Here is a 17,256-nt window from a genome sequence, read left to right as displayed (position 1 = left end):
CTGGTTGCTGACACCTCTGGTTCGGTTGCAGCACGTGGAGACAGGCAGATATCGGCCAGTAGCGGTCACTCGAACGAGGTCCTTATCTGAACCTGTATGAGGCATTAACGACAGCTACGACACTTTCCAAAGGCGACTTCATAAAACTGACCCACGTCGATTCTACGAAGGCTGTGTATTTTGATTGGATAAATGCTCGTGATGCGGTGCCTGGAGATATCGCAGTCGTCAAAGAAACTTTTAGTACGGAGTACTGACTCATCGTCCGTCTATTGTGCGAGCCCCGGTCGGGCTTTCAAGAATGGTGCACCACATTTTATGAAGGAGATTTGACCTACGAACTGTTGCTCGTAAAACCAATTCGCGATGACTAAGCTTGAAAGTCCACTTCCAGTCGATGGCGGCCCTTACAACGGGCAACAGTCGATCAAAAGTGCTCACTCAGTGATTGCGATGAAACTGGATATACGGTGTGCCATGCACGCTCAGTCTCTCTCCGAACGATCCCAGGACACGCCGTCTTCGCCCGCCGACGGAATGTCCGAAAATAGCCATAAACGCTGAAGTACCTCAAGTAACCGGTTTAGTCGCCGACACGGTTGCTGAATGCCCTCATGCAAAGGACCGTAAGATGTTTTATCCACGCGAAGCAGAAAAAGATCATCTGTACAACCGAATAATCCTGCTGACCATTGCTTGCTGTGTACTGCTATCACTGGCCGCTATGGCACGGCACCAGGGATCAATCTATGCGACCATCCAATTTAGCGCGGTTGAGGTCACGGGCACAGTGACGCAGCTGGAAAATATCCCAAGAACCAACATGGCCAAAATAATTCACTACCAATATGTCGATTACGACCGCCAAGTTCACGATGGCGAATACTGGGACGAGCGTTATGCCGAACGCCCCCAATATGAAGTGGGTCAGGATATTTCGCTGCTTTACTCACGCTGGTTCCCGCGAGTCAGTAGTATCACAACCGAACTACACACCTACCGCCCCGGCTTTTTCATCATGACTGGCGGTGTATTGCTGGCATTGTTGTTTCTTGGCATCTCGTTCAGAACAATAAGCCGCATTTCTGCCATGAAGCAGGAAGATCGCTTCTACTGAGGTGTACAGTCGGCTATTGCTCATGTATTGCATTGATCTGATCGCCCCTGCCAACGGTTTGACAACCGACAGCAATCGGCCAAAAGGTCATTGAGAAGCGTAGCCAAAGACTTGGAGTAGCCCGTGATAACGAGAAGAAAACGGCCAAAATGGAAAGCTCTAAACATGAAATCTGCCGTCTTTCTGATAGCATCCGGCCACCTATTCAGTTGGCCAATGCCGACACATATTTTTGGACACACGGAGAGTGACAGTGAACCTCCTAAACATGCTACTAGCTGGAAGCTGCGCCGCGCTGATTGCTGCATGCAGCAGTACAGTTCCCTATGAATCACCTGAAGATTTAGCCCGTATGAAACAAGACCTTCACTTGGAGCATTTACCGCCAGGAATGCTCCCTCTGAAATGGTCCTATTTTGAGTATGGCGTTCAAAAGGAAGGCATGGATACGGTAGATACACTTGCGCTGGTCCAACCCGGCTTACTCACACTTGTCGGGTATGAGAAAGGCCATTACGTTCGCCAGGCTGAATTCACCAGTGCCTCAACCGACTGCATGTACATTTTCAACGGTGATGTAAGCGCGCAGCCGGTGTGGTTATTGAAAGCCGATCGCCCCGTATTTCTTACTACCGGCAACAACAGAGGGCTTATTGACGTCCCCCTACGAAAAAAGCTGATCGATGAGATGACAGCCGCCGGCTTCCGTCCTCACATCGATGCCCAGGGAAAGTCCTATCAGCCAACCGGGATCACTGAACGAAAGCTCGTTATGATGACAGGATATGGGCAGCGCGTTGAATTAATGGACCAGAATCGGGTTTACAACGTCTGTAAAAACCAAAGTTAGTCGTTGAGCTTTCGCCCGGAGATTGGCCATCTGCTGTCCTTGGCGAAGGACAGCTATGGGTCGATTCTGTTGAAAAAGTCGGCGATGGTTTCCACGGTAGAAAAGTACGCGTTTGAGATTGAAATCTTTACATTGAGCAGAGGATTCCGGGCTCGGATTTCGCGTAGCAGCGCGCAAAAAAGGCATTTTCTGCGGTCAATATGCGGCAGTCTGGAAGAACCGACTTTTTCAACAGAATCGGTCGATTGCATCCCTTCGCGATAGACAGCAACCGGCCAGAACTGGGCACCTTGAATACCCCCCGACCTTTACATCGCCTTGGGAGAGATCGCATTGGCCCACCCAAAACGTACCTTGAGCAACCGCGGCTAGGCGCGTTCACGCCGCTATAGTCGATTCTATTGCCGACCGTACCTCCAGGAGCCTTTTCCCAGTGTCTGACATGCCGAGCAACTTCGCTTACACCAAACGCTTCAACGCCGTACTCACCTACATTGATGCCAATCTCGAAGGTGACCTGTCGGTGAAGACGTTGAGCCACGTGGCGAATTTTTCGGCGTTTCACTTCCATCGACAGTTCACCGCGTTCGCAGGAGTGCCGGTCTCACGTTATGTGCAACTGATGCGGCTACGACGCGCGGCACATCGCCTGGCCGCCTCAGCGGATCACTCGATACTGGACGCCGCACTCGGTGCCGGCTTTGAAAGCCCCGAGGCATTTTGCAGGGCGTTCAGGCGGGCATTCGGTATGACGCCGAGTGCGTTCAGGAAGGAACCGAACTGGCAGGTCTGGAATGCGGTATTCGCAATCCCTCACTTTTCCAGGACTATCATCATGCAAGTACGAATCGTGGAATTCGCTGAAATCAGGGTAGCAGCGCTTGAACACTGCGGACCCGCCGGGCTCGTCAATGAGAGCGTGCGCAAGTTCATCGAATGGCGTATGCAGAGCGGACAGTCGCCGGTGGCATCGAGTCGCACCTTCGGCATTCCCTATGGCAACCCCGATACGACACCTCCACAAGCATTCCGCTTCGCAATCTGCGGCGAGATTCACGAGGCTGTGGCGCCGAATGAGTCCGGTGTGCGCGAGATCGTCATTCCTGGCGGTCGCTGCGTCGTGGTTCGACACATGGGGTCACCGGATCACATCGGTGAAACGATCTATCCGATTTACCGCGATTGGCTTCCTGCCAGTGGAGAGGAACTGCGTGACCACCCGCTGTTCTTCAATTACCTGAGCGTCTATCCCGAGACGCCGCAGGATCAATGGCAAACTGACGTGTATGTTCCGCTGCAATAGCGGAGCAAACAACTTTCGCCCCTGACGGACATTGACGAGTGTCCGCTCAGGGTTGCAGCGGCCAAAAGCAGACATCCGGGATAAACGTTATCCGGAACATATCTATGCTTTGACGTTAAACCTGCGCAATAACGCGGCAGCATCCGTGACACCAAGAATCTGATCGATCGCAGCGATTTTCATGGTTGCGTGACCAAGATGAAAATCAGCGTTGCTGTACGCAGCCTCCGCCTCAGTGTGGAGTGCATACGCCATATGAGCCGCGATGCGGACGCTCATTGGAGCATCTACTTCACTGCCCAGGTAATCAGCAAGCAATGTCCTGATTTCAAGTAGCCCAAGCGCGAGTAGCCTAGTCTGGTCAGACTGCATTCAGGAGTCCTCAGTGTGCAAGAGATCTCGCGAGATTATATAAACTCGCAGCCTGGTGATACCGAGTGCCTTCCCTCATCTCTCCTCGGCAAATGCATCCTTGATAAATGCCTCCAGCTCTTTCTCTTCAAGCAGCTCAATAGAAAAATGCCCGAAGCGTTTTGGTAACCAGAGTATGCGCGTCCCACTTGGCGACTGGAGATTGTCGCGAGACAGCGGCTTGCCGTTCTCATTTTCCGGCTGAACGCCTGCGTCGATCAATTCGTCGTAGGCTGCCTCGATATCCGGTGTGGAATAACAGTGCCGGTAGATTGTGCCTTCGCCGTTGGCGTCCATCAGAGCCTTGAGATTTCCGGTGAACGGTTGCACCAGCATAAGGCGCTCCGTTCCGAACATGACGATCGCATAGCGCACATGCAAACCGTCGCGCTGCCAATCAAGTGTCTTTGAAATTTTGGCGCTGAGGACACGGGCGTAATACCTGCACGCTCCCTCGAGGTCTTTGACGAGCACATCGACGTGGCTGAACTTTAATTTCAATGGCCTCACCTTTTTCAGATATGCGATTTGATACCGAGATCTCTCTGCTATGTATCACAGTGTGTCTGACCAGCCTCTTGATACATGGTTTTTCACCTGGCCTGCAATTCGACACAGGCCAGATACGTCGACGCGTTCAAATGCAAGCAAGGTTTCGAGGGGATCAGCCAGAGCCCCTGGCCAACGGCTTGCAACGGAGACATCACATGAAGATGGCACTGCAGAACAAAACCGGCAAAACCCGCCACCGCCTGGTCGGCTCGTCGATCCTCGCGTTTACCCTGTTCGGCGTTCTCGGTGCGGCCCACGCACAAACGACCGCAGCCGCGCAGCCAACCGCGATCAATGCTGACGCCACTCATGCAACACCCTCCCCGTTCGGCCCGCTCAAGCATGTCAATGCCGGCCTGTTGGACGTGGCATACGCCGAAACAGGCCCGGCTGACGGGCCGGTGGTGATTCTTCTGCACGGCTGGCCGTACGACATTCACAGCTATGACGAGGTCGCCCCGTTGCTTGCCGCAAAGGGCTATCGAGTGCTGATGCCGTATGCGCGTGGTTATGGCGATACGCATTTTCTGTCCGATAAGACCGTTCGCAATGGCCAACCGGCTGCGCTGGCCAGTGACGTCATCGACTTCATGGATGCGCTGAAGATCAAACAAGCCGTGCTCGGTGGTTATGATTGGGGCGCGCGCTCGGCCGACATCGTCTCGGCGCTGTGGCCGGAGCGGGTCAAGGCGCTGGTCTCGGTCAGCGGGTATCTGATCGGCAATCAGGCGGCTGGCAAGAACCCGTTGCCACCCAAGGCTGAATTGCAGTGGTGGTATCAGTTTTACTTCGCCACCGACCGCGGTCGCGCCGGGTACGAGAAAAACACCCACGACTTTGCCAAGCTGATATGGCAACTGGCTTCGCCGAAATGGGCGTTCGATGACGCCACTTTCGACCGCAGCGCCAAGGCGCTGGCCAACCCCGACCATGTCGACATCACCGTGTTCAACTACCGCTGGCGCCTGGGCCTGGTTCAAGGCGAGACCCGATACGAGGCGCTCGAGCAGAAACTGGCCACGGCGCCTTCCATCAGCGTGCCGACCATCACCCTTGAGGGCGATGCCAACGGCGCACCGCACCCTGCCCCCGAGGATTACACCAAGCGCTTCACCGGTAAATATGAGTTCCGGCTGATCAGCGGCGGCATCGGCCACAACCTGCCGCAGGAAGATCCGCAGGCGTTCGCCAAGGCTGTGATTGATGCGGATCACCTTTGAGGCTAATCCAAGCTCCGTGCCCCCCTGAACAGGCAATGCCCGTCAGTTACGTTGTAATGCGATCTGTAGCAGCCTTTCAGGGCGAGGTCAGGGTAATCAAGTAAGTCCCTGACCGCTCCGGTTTGCCTCCGGGCACCTGTAGCTTGCCCACTACGTGAAAGTGTTTGCGGCCCCTGGTGAATGCTTTCCTCCACTAACAAACATCCGCTTCCTATTAATACGTCATTTACCATTTCACAGAAACTTATTACCCTACTGCATCACGACAATATTCAGGCGTCATTTAAGTGACCGCCACAACCACCATTCTCCAGAGAGACAGACACTTAACAGCACCCACGCGACCCTGACAATCAATGAATAATTCATACGCACCGACGAACGGAGTAAAAATATAAAATAACTATATAAATCAATAATATAAAATCAAAACAAGATTCAAATAAAAACATCTTAAAATAATTAAAAACCATAAGTGACCGAGCGCAAATATAAAAGTTTCAAACTTTTTAATTAAATAAAAAAAACCACATATAACGCTTTAAAATGCTCACCTTTGATGCTAATAATCCGGCAGCTTCCGGGTTTCCAGGCGACGTACCTCTCACATGAAGTGAACATCAGCGCTCACGTTGACTATCCCGGCCTTTACTAAACTCAAATAACGCTAGCGTGGCTCAAGTTCCAATAAAACTTAGGGCAGCTTTTGTGTTGCGCACTAAAACTGCGCGAGGGAGGCATCATCGTCCGCCATCATTCAAGGCTTAAAGTCCTTTCGATCTTCGGTACCCGTCCTGAAGCCATCAAGATGGCGCCTTTAGTCAAAGCCCTCGCTGCGGAACCTGGCATTCATTCGCAAATATGCATCACCGGCCAACATCAAAGCATGCTTAAACAGGTGCTGGATCTGTTCGACCTCAAGGCCGATTTCACCCTCGATGTGATGACGCCGCACCAGACGCTTAATTCGCTGACCGCGGCGCTATACGAAGCGATTGATCCCGTGCTGGAAATGGCCCACCCGGACCGGGTGCTGGTACATGGCGACACCACCTCGGCCATGGTGGCCGCGTTGGCTGCGTTCCATCGGCGCATCCCGGTCGGCCATGTGGAAGCCGGCCTGCGCACCGGTGATATCTACAGCCCGTGGCCGGAAGAAATGAATCGTCGCTGCATCGACCTGGGTGCGGACATGCTGTTTGCGCCGACCCACGAGTCGCAAAAAAACCTGCTCGACGAGCGTTTGCAGGGACGCTCTTTCGTGACCGGCAATACGGTGATCGACGCTTTGCAGATGACCGCTCAGCGCATCGAACAGGACGCTGACCTGCGCGCAGGCCTGGATGAGCAATTCTCGTTCCTGCAACCTGGCCGCAAGGTATTGCTGGTCACCGGGCATCGTCGGGAAAACTTCGGCGAAGGCTTCCTCGACATCTGCAAGGCCCTGAGCCATTTGGCCCGGCGTGCCGACATCCAGATCGTCTATCCGGTGCACTTGAACCCCAATGTCATGGGTCCGGTCACCGAGCAGTTGGGCGACCTGCCCAATGTGCACCTGATCAAGCCACTGGACTACCTGGCTTTCGTGCACCTGATGCAACGGGCACACGTGATCCTCACCGACTCCGGTGGCGTGCAGGAAGAAGCCCCCTCACTGGGTAAACCCGTGCTGGTCATGCGTGACGTTACCGAGCGCCCCGAAGCGGTCGCGGCGGGCACTGTGCGCCTGGTCGGGACCTCGCCGGACTCGATCATCGCGAGTGTCAACGCGTTGTTCGATGACGAGTTGCTGTGGCGTCGATGCTCCCAGGCGGCCAACCCATACGGCGATGGCAGCGCCAGTGCGCGCATCGTCGACGCGCTGATGGGGCGTCCGGTCGATGAGTTCGTCGTCGCTCGGCAGTCATTGCCCAAGTTCCTGCATTACCCGACAGCGGTACCTGTGCCCGAGGAAAATTACCCGGCTTTCACCTCTCACTAAACCGAACCGCTCCTCCCCTTATCAGCTCGAGATCTACCTGAATGAAGTCTTCCGTTGCCATCCATACGGGTGCGCTCAGCGCCCTTGCCTGGGGCGTGAGCCTGCTCGCGCTCATGCCGGCCTTCGCCTTGGCCGCGGACAGCCCGCTCACCCAGGCGATCAACCGACTCAACGCCGACACTCGGCAGGAGCGTGAGATCCGCTTGAGCGATCTGGGGATCGACACACCCATCATCCTGGGTTCCACCGATGCCCGGCGCGAATTGTATTTACCCGTGCCGGCGGGTGTACCACTGACCGATGCCACGCTGAATTTCGACGCCAGCTACCTCAACGGCGAAGGCGGCCGCAACACGTTGCTGCTGTCGCTGGACGGCTATCCGGTGCGCGCCGAAGGGCTCAGCGAAGCTCAAGGTGACGCCAGCGCCACGCTGGGCGTGGACAAGACCGCGCGTGACAGCGGTTCGGTGCGCCTGGGTATTGCCTGGTCGTCGATCGTGTCCCGCGTGTTGTGTGAAGACGAACGCGCCATCGGCAACGTACTGCGTATCGAACCGGGCACCCGCCTCAACTACAGCTACGACGCCAGCCAGCTACAGGACGTTGGTGCGGCCTGGACGGCATTGCCCGGCAAACCGGGGATCATGGTCGCGCCGGGCACCTTATCCGCCGAAACCTACGACGCCACCTGGCGTCTGGGCGTGGCACTGGAACGGATCGGCAAGCACAGCCGCATCCTGCCCTTCCCTGCCGTACAGGACAGCGTTGACCTGACCGGTCTGCGCATCCCGGCCGAACTGCAAACTATTCCAGCGTTCGCCAGCCTCAACGGCAAAGGCCCGCACGTTCTGGAGAACCCGGCGCAAATCGGCGCGCTGCTGATATTGGGCCAGACCCCGAACGTCCAGGCGGATCTGGCCATCAACGACCCGCAACTGCTCAAGGCCGTCAATGAGTCTCTGGACGCGCTGCAAAGTCAGATTCAAGGTCTCGACGCCACCGCAGCCAGCGCCTTCGCGCAATGGCGTGTACGGCATATCAATGCAGGCCTGGCCGCCACCGGCACAGACAATGTGCGACTGGCATTGCTGGGTACCCGCCCGGTGCTGACGATCGCGCCGCAAGCGACAGGCAAGGCCTTGGCCTTGTTCAGCTCGGCCTGGAACACACTGGCACGCAGCCGCCAATTGACCGTCAGCGAAGCACAGTTGCCATTGAGCGCCGACGGCCGTGTGGCCTTGTCGCGCCTGGGCGGCAAACCCGGCGCAATCGACGTGCTGGCCAAATCCGACTGGAGCACCTCGTTCCCTCTGGGCAGCGTGGCCTACGACGGTCGTCTGCCGGTGAAGGCGGTGATCGATGTCTCGGCCGCACCCGGTGCCTCAGACACCGCGCCGGTGGCCTCGCTGTTTCTCAACGATTATCTGATTGGCGCACAACAGCTCGTGGCCAACGGAGAACAGCAACGCATTGAAGCGCGGATCCCACGTTACGCCATGGGCTCGACCAACGTGCTGCGCGTGTCGTTCCAGCGCCAGCCGGTCAGTGATCGCTGCCTCGAAACGCCACAAGCCTTCCCGGTTTCGGTGCTGCCGACCAGCCATATCGTGTTGGAAAAGACTGCGCTGGATGATGACTTCTCCGGCACGGCTGCACGCTTTGCCGTGAACGCGCAGATCCTCGTGCCGCAGGCCTACCTCGAACACCCGGCAAGCAGCTTGCCGCAGGTGATTTCGGTGGCTGACGCCGCCGGTGTGTCGCCGCTGCGTGCGCAATTGAATGTCAGCGCCGACCCGAAAGCCTCAGTCACGCCAGACAAAGCCTTCCTGGCCTTCGAGTTGCCGATCAAGGACGGCAAAGAATCGGTGCAGGCCGACGAGCAGGGCCGCCTGCGCATCAATCACAAGGATCAGGTGTTGCTCGACGTGCATCCCCTCAACCACCTGGCCTTGTTGCAAGCCGTGGAGAGCGGCGGCCAGCACGGCCTGGTCTATCGCACCCTGGGTACAGACGCGCCCCGCTTCGCCAGGCAGATTCTGCTGAGTCGCGGCGACGTCGCCATCCTCAGTGACAACGGCGCTCTGACTACCTTCGACACTCAGGATCCCAGTGGCAGCCAATTGATCGATCACGAAGAACCCAAGGGGCTGGACGCCTGGCGCACACCGTCGCTGTTGTGGCTGATTCCCGGTGGCATCCTGTTGGTCCTCATCCTGTTGCTGGCCGGCCGTAACGCCCGTCGCAATCGCCAGTAACGGTAACCCTCGATGACGTCGCTTTATTGGCCCTATTGGCTGGCCCACTACTACAGCTTCCTGGAAATCTCGACCATCGTGGTCGCGGTGCTGATTCTGATTTCCAGCCTGGACGATCTGTTCATTGACCTGTGGTACTGGTCTCGTCGCCTGTTTCGCACATTCACCGTGGGCCGCAAGTACCGGCCGCTGACCGCCGAGCAACTGATGGCCCGGGATGAACAACCGTTGGCAATCATGGTTCCGGCCTGGCTGGAATACGACGTCATCGCGCCGATGATCGAGAACATGGTGTCGACCCTGGACTACCAGAACTATGTGGTCTTCGTCGGCACCTACATCAACGACCAACGCACCATCGATGAAGTGGAGCGCATGCGTCGGCGCTACAAGCAGCTGCATCGCGTGGAAGTCCCGCATGCCGGGCCGACCTGCAAGGCCGACTGCCTGAACTGGGTGATCCAGGCGATTTTCCTGCACGAGAAAACCCACGGCATAACCTTCGCCGGCGTCGTGCTGCACGACAGCGAAGACGTGCTGCACCCGCTGGAACTGCGCCTGTTCAACTACTTGTTGCCACGCAAGGACATGATCCAGTTGCCCGTGGTTTCGCTGGAACGCAACTGGTACGAATGGGTGGCCGGCACCTACATGGACGAATTCGCCGAATGGCACGGCAAGGACCTGGTGGTGCGAGAAAGCATGACCGACACCGTGCCGTCTGCCGGGGTCGGCACCTGTTTTTCGCATCGTGCCTTGCGAGTATTGGCCGGGGAAACCCAGAACCAGCCGTTCAACACCGACAGCCTCACCGAGGACTACGACGTCGGCGCACGCCTGGCCAAGGTCGGCATGAATGCGATCTTCGTGCGCTTCCCGGTGCAGTTTCGCGTGTTGCGCAAATCCTGGTTTCGCAAGCCTTACGAATCGACCCTGAAGATGCCGTTGTGTGTGCGCGAATTCTTTCCCGATACCTTCCGCACCGCGTTCCGCCAGAAAGCCCGCTGGACATTGGGCATCGGGCTGCAAGGCTGGGAGCAAATGGGCTGGAGCGGCTCGCTGGCCAACCGTTATCTGCTGTTTCGCGACCGCAAAGGCGTAGTGACGGCGTTCGTCAGCATCATCGCCTACGTGATTCTGGTGCAGTTGCTGGGCCTGATTGTTTTGCGCCAGAGCGGTCTGTGGGACGTGAGTTTCCCGACGCCGTTTGAAACCAACGGCTTTATCCAATACCTGCTGCTGGCCAACGGTATCGCGCTGGCCTGGCGCATCGCGCATCGCTGCTATTTCACCACCGTGCTGTACGGCTGGCAGCATGGTTTGCTGTCGATCCCGCGCATGGTCGTGGGCAACTTCGTCAACTTCATGGCCGCGTCACGGGCCTGGCGCATGTTCCTGGTCGGCAAGGCGCTGAACCGCAAACTGGTGTGGGACAAGACCATGCACGACTTCCCGTCCACCGACCTGGTCGCTGCCGCACCGCGCAAGCTGGGCAGCGTGTTGCTGTCCTGGCAGGCGATCAACGAAACCGACCTGCAAAATGCTCTCGTCGAACAGAAAACCCGGCACATGCCATTGGGGCGGATTCTGCTCAGCAACGGCTGGCTGGACGACGAAACGCTCGCGGAAGCCATCGCCTTCCAGAACGACTTGCCGCGGGTGTTCGATGTGGCCGCCAAGGCGCGGGATTCGAACCAGACGCTGGACGATGAATTCGCCCTGCGCTGGCGCGTGGTACCGCTTGGCTTGAATGCCGACGGCTGCGCGCAAGTCGCCGTGGCCAGCCCACTGCCGGCCGAAGGCCTGCAACAGGTCAGCGACGAACTGGGCAGCGAACCAGTGCAGCTGATTGCCCGGGAGAGCGAAATCGTCGCGCAGTTGCGTCGACTGAACGTGCGCGAAGGCCAATCCGTGCCGGATGCCCGAGCGCCATTGCTGGGCGACCTGTTGATCGAAATGGGCCTGCTGGATCGCGATGTGTTCAGCCGCGCGATGTTGCAGTACCGCCCGCAGCATCACGGCCGCATCGGCGACTATCTGGTCGACAGCGGCGTGCTGCCTCGCGCCACCATCGAAAAAGCCGTGGCACGTCAGCACAGCCACTACCCTGCGGAGCTTCCTGCATGAATCGCCCCTTACTGACCCTCATGGCCACGGGGCTGAGCCTGATACCTGCGTTTGCTCATGCCCAGACGCTGCCATTGCCATTGACCGGTCCGGCCTATGTCACCGCCAACGAGGCGTACAGCGCTTACGCGCGCAAAGACTATGACCTGGCCATCGCCAAGGCTCGCGAAGCGCTACGTCAGCGCGCCGATATCCAGCGTTTGAACACACTGATTGTGCTGGCTCAGCGCGACAAGGACCTGCGCGATCATCCCAGGCGCTACCCGCAATCACGTCAGGCTCCGGGCTTCGGTGCCGCTGCCCAGGCCTTCAAGGCCTATGACCGCGATGACTTCGGCGCTGCTGCCCAGGCCGCACGCAAAGCCATCGCTCAGGCGCCCAAACGCATGGACTATCGACTGCTGCTGATCGAGTCCTTGCAGCGCCAACCGCAGCTGCAAGAAGCGGATCAAGCCACCACCCAGGCGCTTGTGATGTTCCCGGACGACGACGCATTGCTGACGCGTCGCGCAGCGATTCGTCGTCAACTGGCGGTGCCGCTGGCGGTTCAGGGCTATCGCGCCCTGCAGCAAGGCCATGTCCCCTTGGCCTTGGACCAGGCCAGAAAAGCCGTCGCCTGGGCCCCGGAAATCGGCGCCAACCAGCAACTGCTGATCAGCGCCCTGCTCGCCGCCAACGATTACCCTGGGGCCGAGCAAGCCGCGTCGGCTGCATTGGCACAGGATGACGGGGAAATCGCACCATGGATTCTGCGCAGCTACGCCCTTGATCGGCAGGGTAAAACTCAAGCCGCTCAAGCTGACCTGAAGCAGGCCCTGGCCATCAATGGCCTGCCGCAAGCGCAAGTCCGCGACATTCGTTTCTTCGCCGCCGACGCCGCGCTGGCCCATGGCGAGCCTCAGCAGGCGCTCGATGATTTGCAGCCACTGGTCGACGACGAAGGTGGCGAAATAGCCCGCCGACGCAGCGCCGCACGAGTGGCGTTGCGGCAGAAAAACAAGGGGGATCTGAACACTGCAGCTCACGTCCCTGCTCCGGCCCTGAACTGTCAGGAAACGGCCTTCGGCCTGGTGTGTGATATCTGGCCGGGCAACCAGCGCGACGGCGGAACCGACATGGCCGCCCAGGCCTACGCAGCCCTGGCCCGCAAGGACGTCGAAACGGCGGTTGTCCAGGCTAACCAAGCCGTCGGCCGCGCGCCGCAGAACCCGGCGTATCGACGCCTGTTGGTCAGCGCCCTGACCGACCAGAAGCAGGTGCCCGAAGCCATCGCGGCGGCCAGCGATGGTCTCAAGGCCAATGGCGATGACGCCCGGCTGCTGAGCCAGCGCGGCTTCTTGCGTCAACAATCGGGGGACGATGCCGGGGCACGCCAGGATTTTACCCAGGCCTTGGCCCTGGGCAGCTTGCCGGCTTACGAAGAGGCCAGTCTGTATGCTGCCATCGGCCAGAGAAGAACTGCGCGCGAACGGCTGCAACAGGCGCGGGACACCGGCGAACTGGAAGCGATGAGCGACCTGCAGATCGCCTACTTGTCGGTCCAGGCCGGCGACGATGACCTCGCCCGTGAATCGTTTCGCAAAGCCGATGCTGGCAGCCGGCTCTCACCGACGGCAACGCAGGATGCCGCCTACAACGCCATGCGGGTCAATGACGACGAGCAAGCCGTCACCTATTTCAAGCGAGTTATCGACGCAAAAAATGCCGGTGAACTCGACATGTCCCCGCAGCAGCTCTTCGACACCCGTCGCGCGGTGGCCGATGTGTCGCGTACCTGGGGCTTGATCAGCACCACCAGTTATCGCGGCAACAGTTCCAGCAGCGGTCTGAGTTCCGCGCCGAGCAGCGGCAGTAACAGCAACGACAGCCTGCAAAACAGCACCGAACTGTCCTGGCGCCCGTTGGGCTATCGCAATGCACGTTTTGTCGAACTCTACGGCCGCGTCACCGACACGCTATGGAGCAAGAACAGCGATTCGGCTACCGGTATCGATGCCCTGCAAGGCGCCGTTGGTGTGCGGGTCAAACCGTTCACCGCGTTGAATGTGATGGCTGCCGTTGAGCGCACATTCCCCTTGGGGTCGTCAGACGTCAACGGTGACTGGCTGCTGCGCCTGGGCTATAGCTCAAGTATCGGGACCGATTTGCGGGTCGATACCTCCAGTTGGTGGACCTCGCAGTTGTTTGCCGAAGCCGGTCACTACCTCAATGATTCGCGTGACTATTTCAACAGCGAATGGCAGGTCGGCCGCAGTTACGCCATCGGCGGCGCAGGTTCGCGCTGGGTGAGTTTCCCCCATGTCGTGGCCGCGTTCGACTATGACTCAAAGATGAACAGCGAGACCGATACCGACGGCAGCACGAGCTCATCATCCGGCAAGGCCGCAGGCATCGGCATTGGCAACAACGTCCGGTACTGGTTCCGCGAAGATGCCTACAACGCCCCACGCTCCTACGTGGATTTTTCTCTGCAGTACCGCGTGAAGGTGCTGGGCGATGACCGTGCTCAAGGCGTGTTCGCTCGCCTGACGTACTCTTATTGAGGACTGGTATGAACGTTCGAGATTATTTGTGCTTGGGGTTTAACTTGCCCCCGACGTGGGCACATCCCCCGCCCCTGAAAAAGGCAGCCCTGTGAAATTTTTTGGCTACACCGTCAGTCGCGCGACCGTTGTCGCCCTATTGTTTATCGCAACCCTCGGCGCAGGTTCCGGCATGCTCTACGTGACACATACCAAGGCTATTGACCCGGGGATTGTCGGCATCGTCTGGCAGCCGGACAACAAGACTGTCGGCATCAACGGCCACTGGGAAAAACTCGGCGCCCGGGAACTGCTGGTGCAGTGGACCGTCGTCGACGATCAGGCATTCGTTCCCGGTACCGGCCTGCCCACCGTGCCGGTGTTGCCCGACTGGGCCCGCATCGCCAAGGCGCCCTGGGCGCAGGATGTCATTCTCGGGCTGGCCGGTTACTTCAGCGAGAAACGCTCACGGGACAACATCGAGCAACTGGCCGCGGTCTCGGAACGCATCGCCAAATTGCCTACACCGCTACACGTCACCGGCTGGTATTTCCCGGCCGAAGTCGACCCCAGCTGGAGCCGCGCCAAAGAATTGCCCGCCCTGCTGGCCAAGCTGCCGCGACCGTTATGGATCAGTGTTTACGACGGCGCCAACATCGGCCCCGCCGCCACCGCCGATTGGCTCAAGCAATGGCTGCCGGATGACATCGGCGTGTTCTTCCAGGATGGCGTCGGCGTCTACGCCCGCACCGCACCAGTGGCCCGAACCTACGCCGACGCGATGCGCCAGCGCCTGGGCAAGGACCGTGTGCGAATCATCGTCGAAGCCTTTCGCCCCAATTTCGGCGGCGGATTCCGCTCCGCGACCGCGGCCGAGCTCAAACCGCAACTCGCAGCCTATGACGGTTATTCGCTCTACCTGTTCGACGGACCGCACTACGTGACACCTGAGTTGGTGGAGCAACTGGTGCGGTGAATCGCAAAGCAGCCATTTAAGACGGCATTAGTGAAAGCCCTGATTTTGATGACTCATGCGTGATTGATCTGGATATTTGAGGCAACAGCATCAGAGCAAAAAAATATACAGAAACCACCCCAAGGGCAGGCACAACACCGTCTAATCTGAATAGAACACGACCACAAACACACCTCCAGCCTCTTGATACAGGGGAAACGGGATGATCGGCAAAACAGCACGTCAATGCTCGTCATGGATCCTCCCTTCCCTGCTCGCCATCAACCTGGCCCTGACTGCGGGATGTGCAGGCAAAGCTGCCACGGCCCGCTATTCGGCCTCAAATACAGACTCAAGCGCAGGCTCAAGCTGCTACGCAAAAGCACTACCCACTGCCGGCGAAGGTGGCTTGGCCTGGGGCTCCACCTTGGACATGGCTCGCCAAAGATCCATGGATAATTGCATACGCTATGCCGGCCAATCTGGTGGCTCGCCGACTACCTGCCATGTGGTATTGGCGGAGTGCAAAAACTGATAGAGCGGTAGCGAAGCGGGCCCTGTGGGAGCGTGCGGTGCGGCGGTTAGTACCGATACGTTGCCTGCACTGAAATTCCATTCGCACTATTTTCGTAATTGGCACTGTATTCCGGTTGAAGACCGGAGTCGTTCGAGTGTTTTACGGAGACTTTTGAATCCCAGAGATAACCATAAGCAAAGTCGATCGTCAGATCGGGGTTCGGCGAATACGCGCCGCCCAGGGTCACGGCCTGGCGATTCCCGACCGGAACACGCACGCTGCGATCGGCATTACCAACGGGCGCCGGGTCATAGGCATAGCCTGCACGTATCAGCCATTGTGGGTTCAATTGATAGGATGTGCCAATCGCAGTGGACCAGATGTCGTGCCAGTTCATTTGTTCGGCCACACGTCCCAGGCCAGCAGCCTCGCCCATGGCGGAAACACCGCTGTTGATTGCCTCGACCTTCTGGATCCGGCTCCAGCGTGTCCAGGTGGCCCCCAGGTATCCGGTCCAACGACTATTGAAATGATGAGTGATGGACGTGTCCACTGATTCAGGCATCGTCAGATCTATCTGGGTGTCATAGTTTCCGTCCAGTGGGATAACGCTCGGGGAGCCGGAAACCTCAGTATGCCCTTTGAGGTGATAGCTCACCTTCGAGTGATAAGTCATCCCCCAACGGGTTGCCTCACTAAAGTCCACCAAGAGGCCGACGTTGTAGCCAATGGCTGTGTCATCGCCTTTGATGGTGACCAGCGTGTCCTGGCCGTTGTTCAGGGCGCCGGTTGCCATGTAACTCTGAAGTTTTGCATCGAAATGGTTCAGGGTCGGTCCGCCACCAATGGACACGTAATCATTGATCCGATAGGCCAGTGTGGGCTGCAGGGTTATCTCTTTGGTCGTGCTGTAAGAACCATGGTAACGACCCTGAAAAGTGCTCTCGTAGTCATTGATCAGACCACTCGGCGCGTAGAGGCCCAAGCCTATCGAAAAACGATCATCAAGCGGTGTCGACATATAGGCGAAGGGCACAACCCCCAAAGGTACCGAATCCCCCTTGTTCGTTCCTGCGGCACTGCTCTGCGCATCGCTGATGTCATCGCTCACCGAGACGATTGCGGCCCCGCCGGAAATTTCATTGCGCTGCAACTTGGTCAGGCCTGCCGGATTTCCGTAAATGGTGCTGGCGTCCAGCGCGGAAGACGACCTTCCCGCATAAGCAGTTCCGGCGCTGCTTGCGCTTTGTTCGTTGAGGCCAATGCCATTGGCGCCTGCAATTGTCGAGGCGCTGAGCAGTGCCATGGCACTGGTGAACTTAATCCAGACAGCACTCTTTCGCTGAACAGAAAGACACGGGCTCACACGGCTATTCAGTTTCATTTTCCACCTCTGTTTATTGTTTTTGTTGATTTCACGCAGGCAAAGCTTCGCCTTCCTGTGTA

Annotated in this window: 13 protein-coding genes; 10 read left to right on the top strand and 3 right to left on the bottom strand. The window is 58.0% G+C overall.

Annotated elements, in window-relative coordinates:
- The first annotated feature begins 631 nt into the window (after positions 1–631).
- From J3D54_RS19850 to J3D54_RS19840, 3 genes are all read left to right on the top strand, one after another.
- Positions 632–1,117: a DUF3592 domain-containing protein gene (locus J3D54_RS19850; protein ID WP_253421845.1), complete on the top strand. Its 486-nt coding sequence runs from the start codon at positions 632–634 to the stop codon at positions 1,115–1,117.
- Positions 1,118–1,370: 253 nt separating this feature from the next.
- Complete coding sequence (locus J3D54_RS19845) at positions 1,371–1,967, top strand: hypothetical protein (RefSeq protein ID WP_253421843.1); 597 nt, start codon at positions 1,371–1,373, stop codon at positions 1,965–1,967.
- A gap of 433 nt (positions 1,968–2,400) precedes the next feature.
- On the top strand, positions 2,401–3,270 hold the full coding sequence (locus tag J3D54_RS19840) for an AraC family transcriptional regulator (protein WP_253421842.1): 870 nt from the start codon (positions 2,401–2,403) through the stop codon (positions 3,268–3,270).
- A gap of 102 nt (positions 3,271–3,372) precedes the next feature.
- Here the strand turns inward: J3D54_RS19840 and J3D54_RS19835 are convergent, their stop codons facing one another.
- On the bottom strand, positions 3,373–3,642 hold the full coding sequence (locus tag J3D54_RS19835; protein ID WP_253421841.1) for a hypothetical protein: 270 nt from the start codon (positions 3,640–3,642) through the stop codon (positions 3,373–3,375).
- Positions 3,643–3,717: 75 nt separating this feature from the next.
- Positions 3,718–4,182 (bottom strand): VOC family protein, encoded by a 465-nt coding sequence (locus tag J3D54_RS19830; RefSeq protein WP_253421840.1) that lies wholly within the window; start codon positions 4,180–4,182, stop codon positions 3,718–3,720.
- 206 nt (positions 4,183–4,388) lie between these two features.
- Here J3D54_RS19830 and J3D54_RS19825 point away from each other — a divergent pair, with 206 nt between their 5' ends.
- The 7 genes from J3D54_RS19825 (at position 4,389) to J3D54_RS19795 (ending at position 15,828) form a co-directional block, all read left to right on the top strand.
- The gene (locus J3D54_RS19825) at positions 4,389–5,453 is read left to right on the top strand and encodes an alpha/beta fold hydrolase (RefSeq protein WP_253421839.1); all 1,065 of its coding nucleotides are present in this window, start codon (positions 4,389–4,391) and stop codon (positions 5,451–5,453) included.
- Positions 5,454–6,195: 742 nt separating this feature from the next.
- The gene (wecB, locus tag J3D54_RS19820; protein WP_367399652.1) at positions 6,196–7,434 is read left to right on the top strand and encodes a non-hydrolyzing UDP-N-acetylglucosamine 2-epimerase; all 1,239 of its coding nucleotides are present in this window, start codon (positions 6,196–6,198) and stop codon (positions 7,432–7,434) included.
- A 41-nt stretch (positions 7,435–7,475) separates the two neighbouring features.
- Entirely contained in the window at positions 7,476–9,689 is a 2,214-nt protein-coding gene (locus J3D54_RS19815) for a hypothetical protein (protein WP_253421835.1), read from the top strand.
- A gap of 12 nt (positions 9,690–9,701) precedes the next feature.
- Complete coding sequence (locus tag J3D54_RS19810; RefSeq protein WP_253421833.1) at positions 9,702–11,816, top strand: glycosyl transferase family protein; 2,115 nt, start codon at positions 9,702–9,704, stop codon at positions 11,814–11,816.
- Entirely contained in the window at positions 11,813–14,359 is a 2,547-nt protein-coding gene (locus J3D54_RS19805; protein ID WP_253421830.1) for a tetratricopeptide repeat protein, read from the top strand. Before J3D54_RS19810 ends, J3D54_RS19805 begins: the two co-directional genes overlap by 4 nt.
- 172 nt (positions 14,360–14,531) lie before the next feature.
- Entirely contained in the window at positions 14,532–15,314 is a 783-nt protein-coding gene (locus tag J3D54_RS19800) for a hypothetical protein (protein ID WP_253426663.1), read from the top strand.
- 202 nt (positions 15,315–15,516) lie between these two features.
- Entirely contained in the window at positions 15,517–15,828 is a 312-nt protein-coding gene (locus J3D54_RS19795) for a hypothetical protein (RefSeq protein WP_253421827.1), read from the top strand.
- A gap of 46 nt (positions 15,829–15,874) precedes the next feature.
- On the opposite strand, the gene J3D54_RS19790 is transcribed toward J3D54_RS19795, so the two are convergent.
- Entirely contained in the window at positions 15,875–17,194 is a 1,320-nt protein-coding gene (locus J3D54_RS19790) for an outer membrane protein transport protein (protein WP_253421824.1), read from the bottom strand.
- Positions 17,195–17,256: the final 62 nt, after the last annotated feature.

This window comes from Pseudomonas sp. GGS8 (assembly GCF_024168645.1).
GTDB lineage: Bacteria > Pseudomonadota > Gammaproteobacteria > Pseudomonadales > Pseudomonadaceae > Aquipseudomonas.
The sequence above is the reverse complement of the archived record's forward strand: the minus strand, read 5'-3'. Positions and strand labels throughout refer to the sequence as shown.

Excerpts from the sequence above, each read along its gene's own strand:
- J3D54_RS19825 (WP_253421839.1), top strand. The coding sequence starts at position 4,389 with ATGAAGATGGCACTGCAGAACAAAACCGGCAAAACCCGCCACCGCCTG.
- J3D54_RS19850 (WP_253421845.1), top strand. The coding sequence starts at position 632 with ATGTTTTATCCACGCGAAGCAGAAAAAGATCATCTGTACAACCGAATA.
- J3D54_RS19835 (WP_253421841.1), bottom strand. The coding sequence starts at position 3,642 with ATGCAGTCTGACCAGACTAGGCTACTCGCGCTTGGGCTACTTGAAATC.
- J3D54_RS19800 (WP_253426663.1), top strand. The coding sequence starts at position 14,532 with ATGCTCTACGTGACACATACCAAGGCTATTGACCCGGGGATTGTCGGC.
- J3D54_RS19810 (WP_253421833.1), top strand. The coding sequence starts at position 9,702 with ATGACGTCGCTTTATTGGCCCTATTGGCTGGCCCACTACTACAGCTTC.
- J3D54_RS19795 (WP_253421827.1), top strand. The coding sequence starts at position 15,517 with ATGATCGGCAAAACAGCACGTCAATGCTCGTCATGGATCCTCCCTTCC.
- J3D54_RS19805 (WP_253421830.1), top strand. The coding sequence starts at position 11,813 with ATGAATCGCCCCTTACTGACCCTCATGGCCACGGGGCTGAGCCTGATA.
- J3D54_RS19815 (WP_253421835.1), top strand. The coding sequence starts at position 7,476 with ATGAAGTCTTCCGTTGCCATCCATACGGGTGCGCTCAGCGCCCTTGCC.
- J3D54_RS19790 (WP_253421824.1), bottom strand. The coding sequence starts at position 17,194 with ATGAAACTGAATAGCCGTGTGAGCCCGTGTCTTTCTGTTCAGCGAAAG.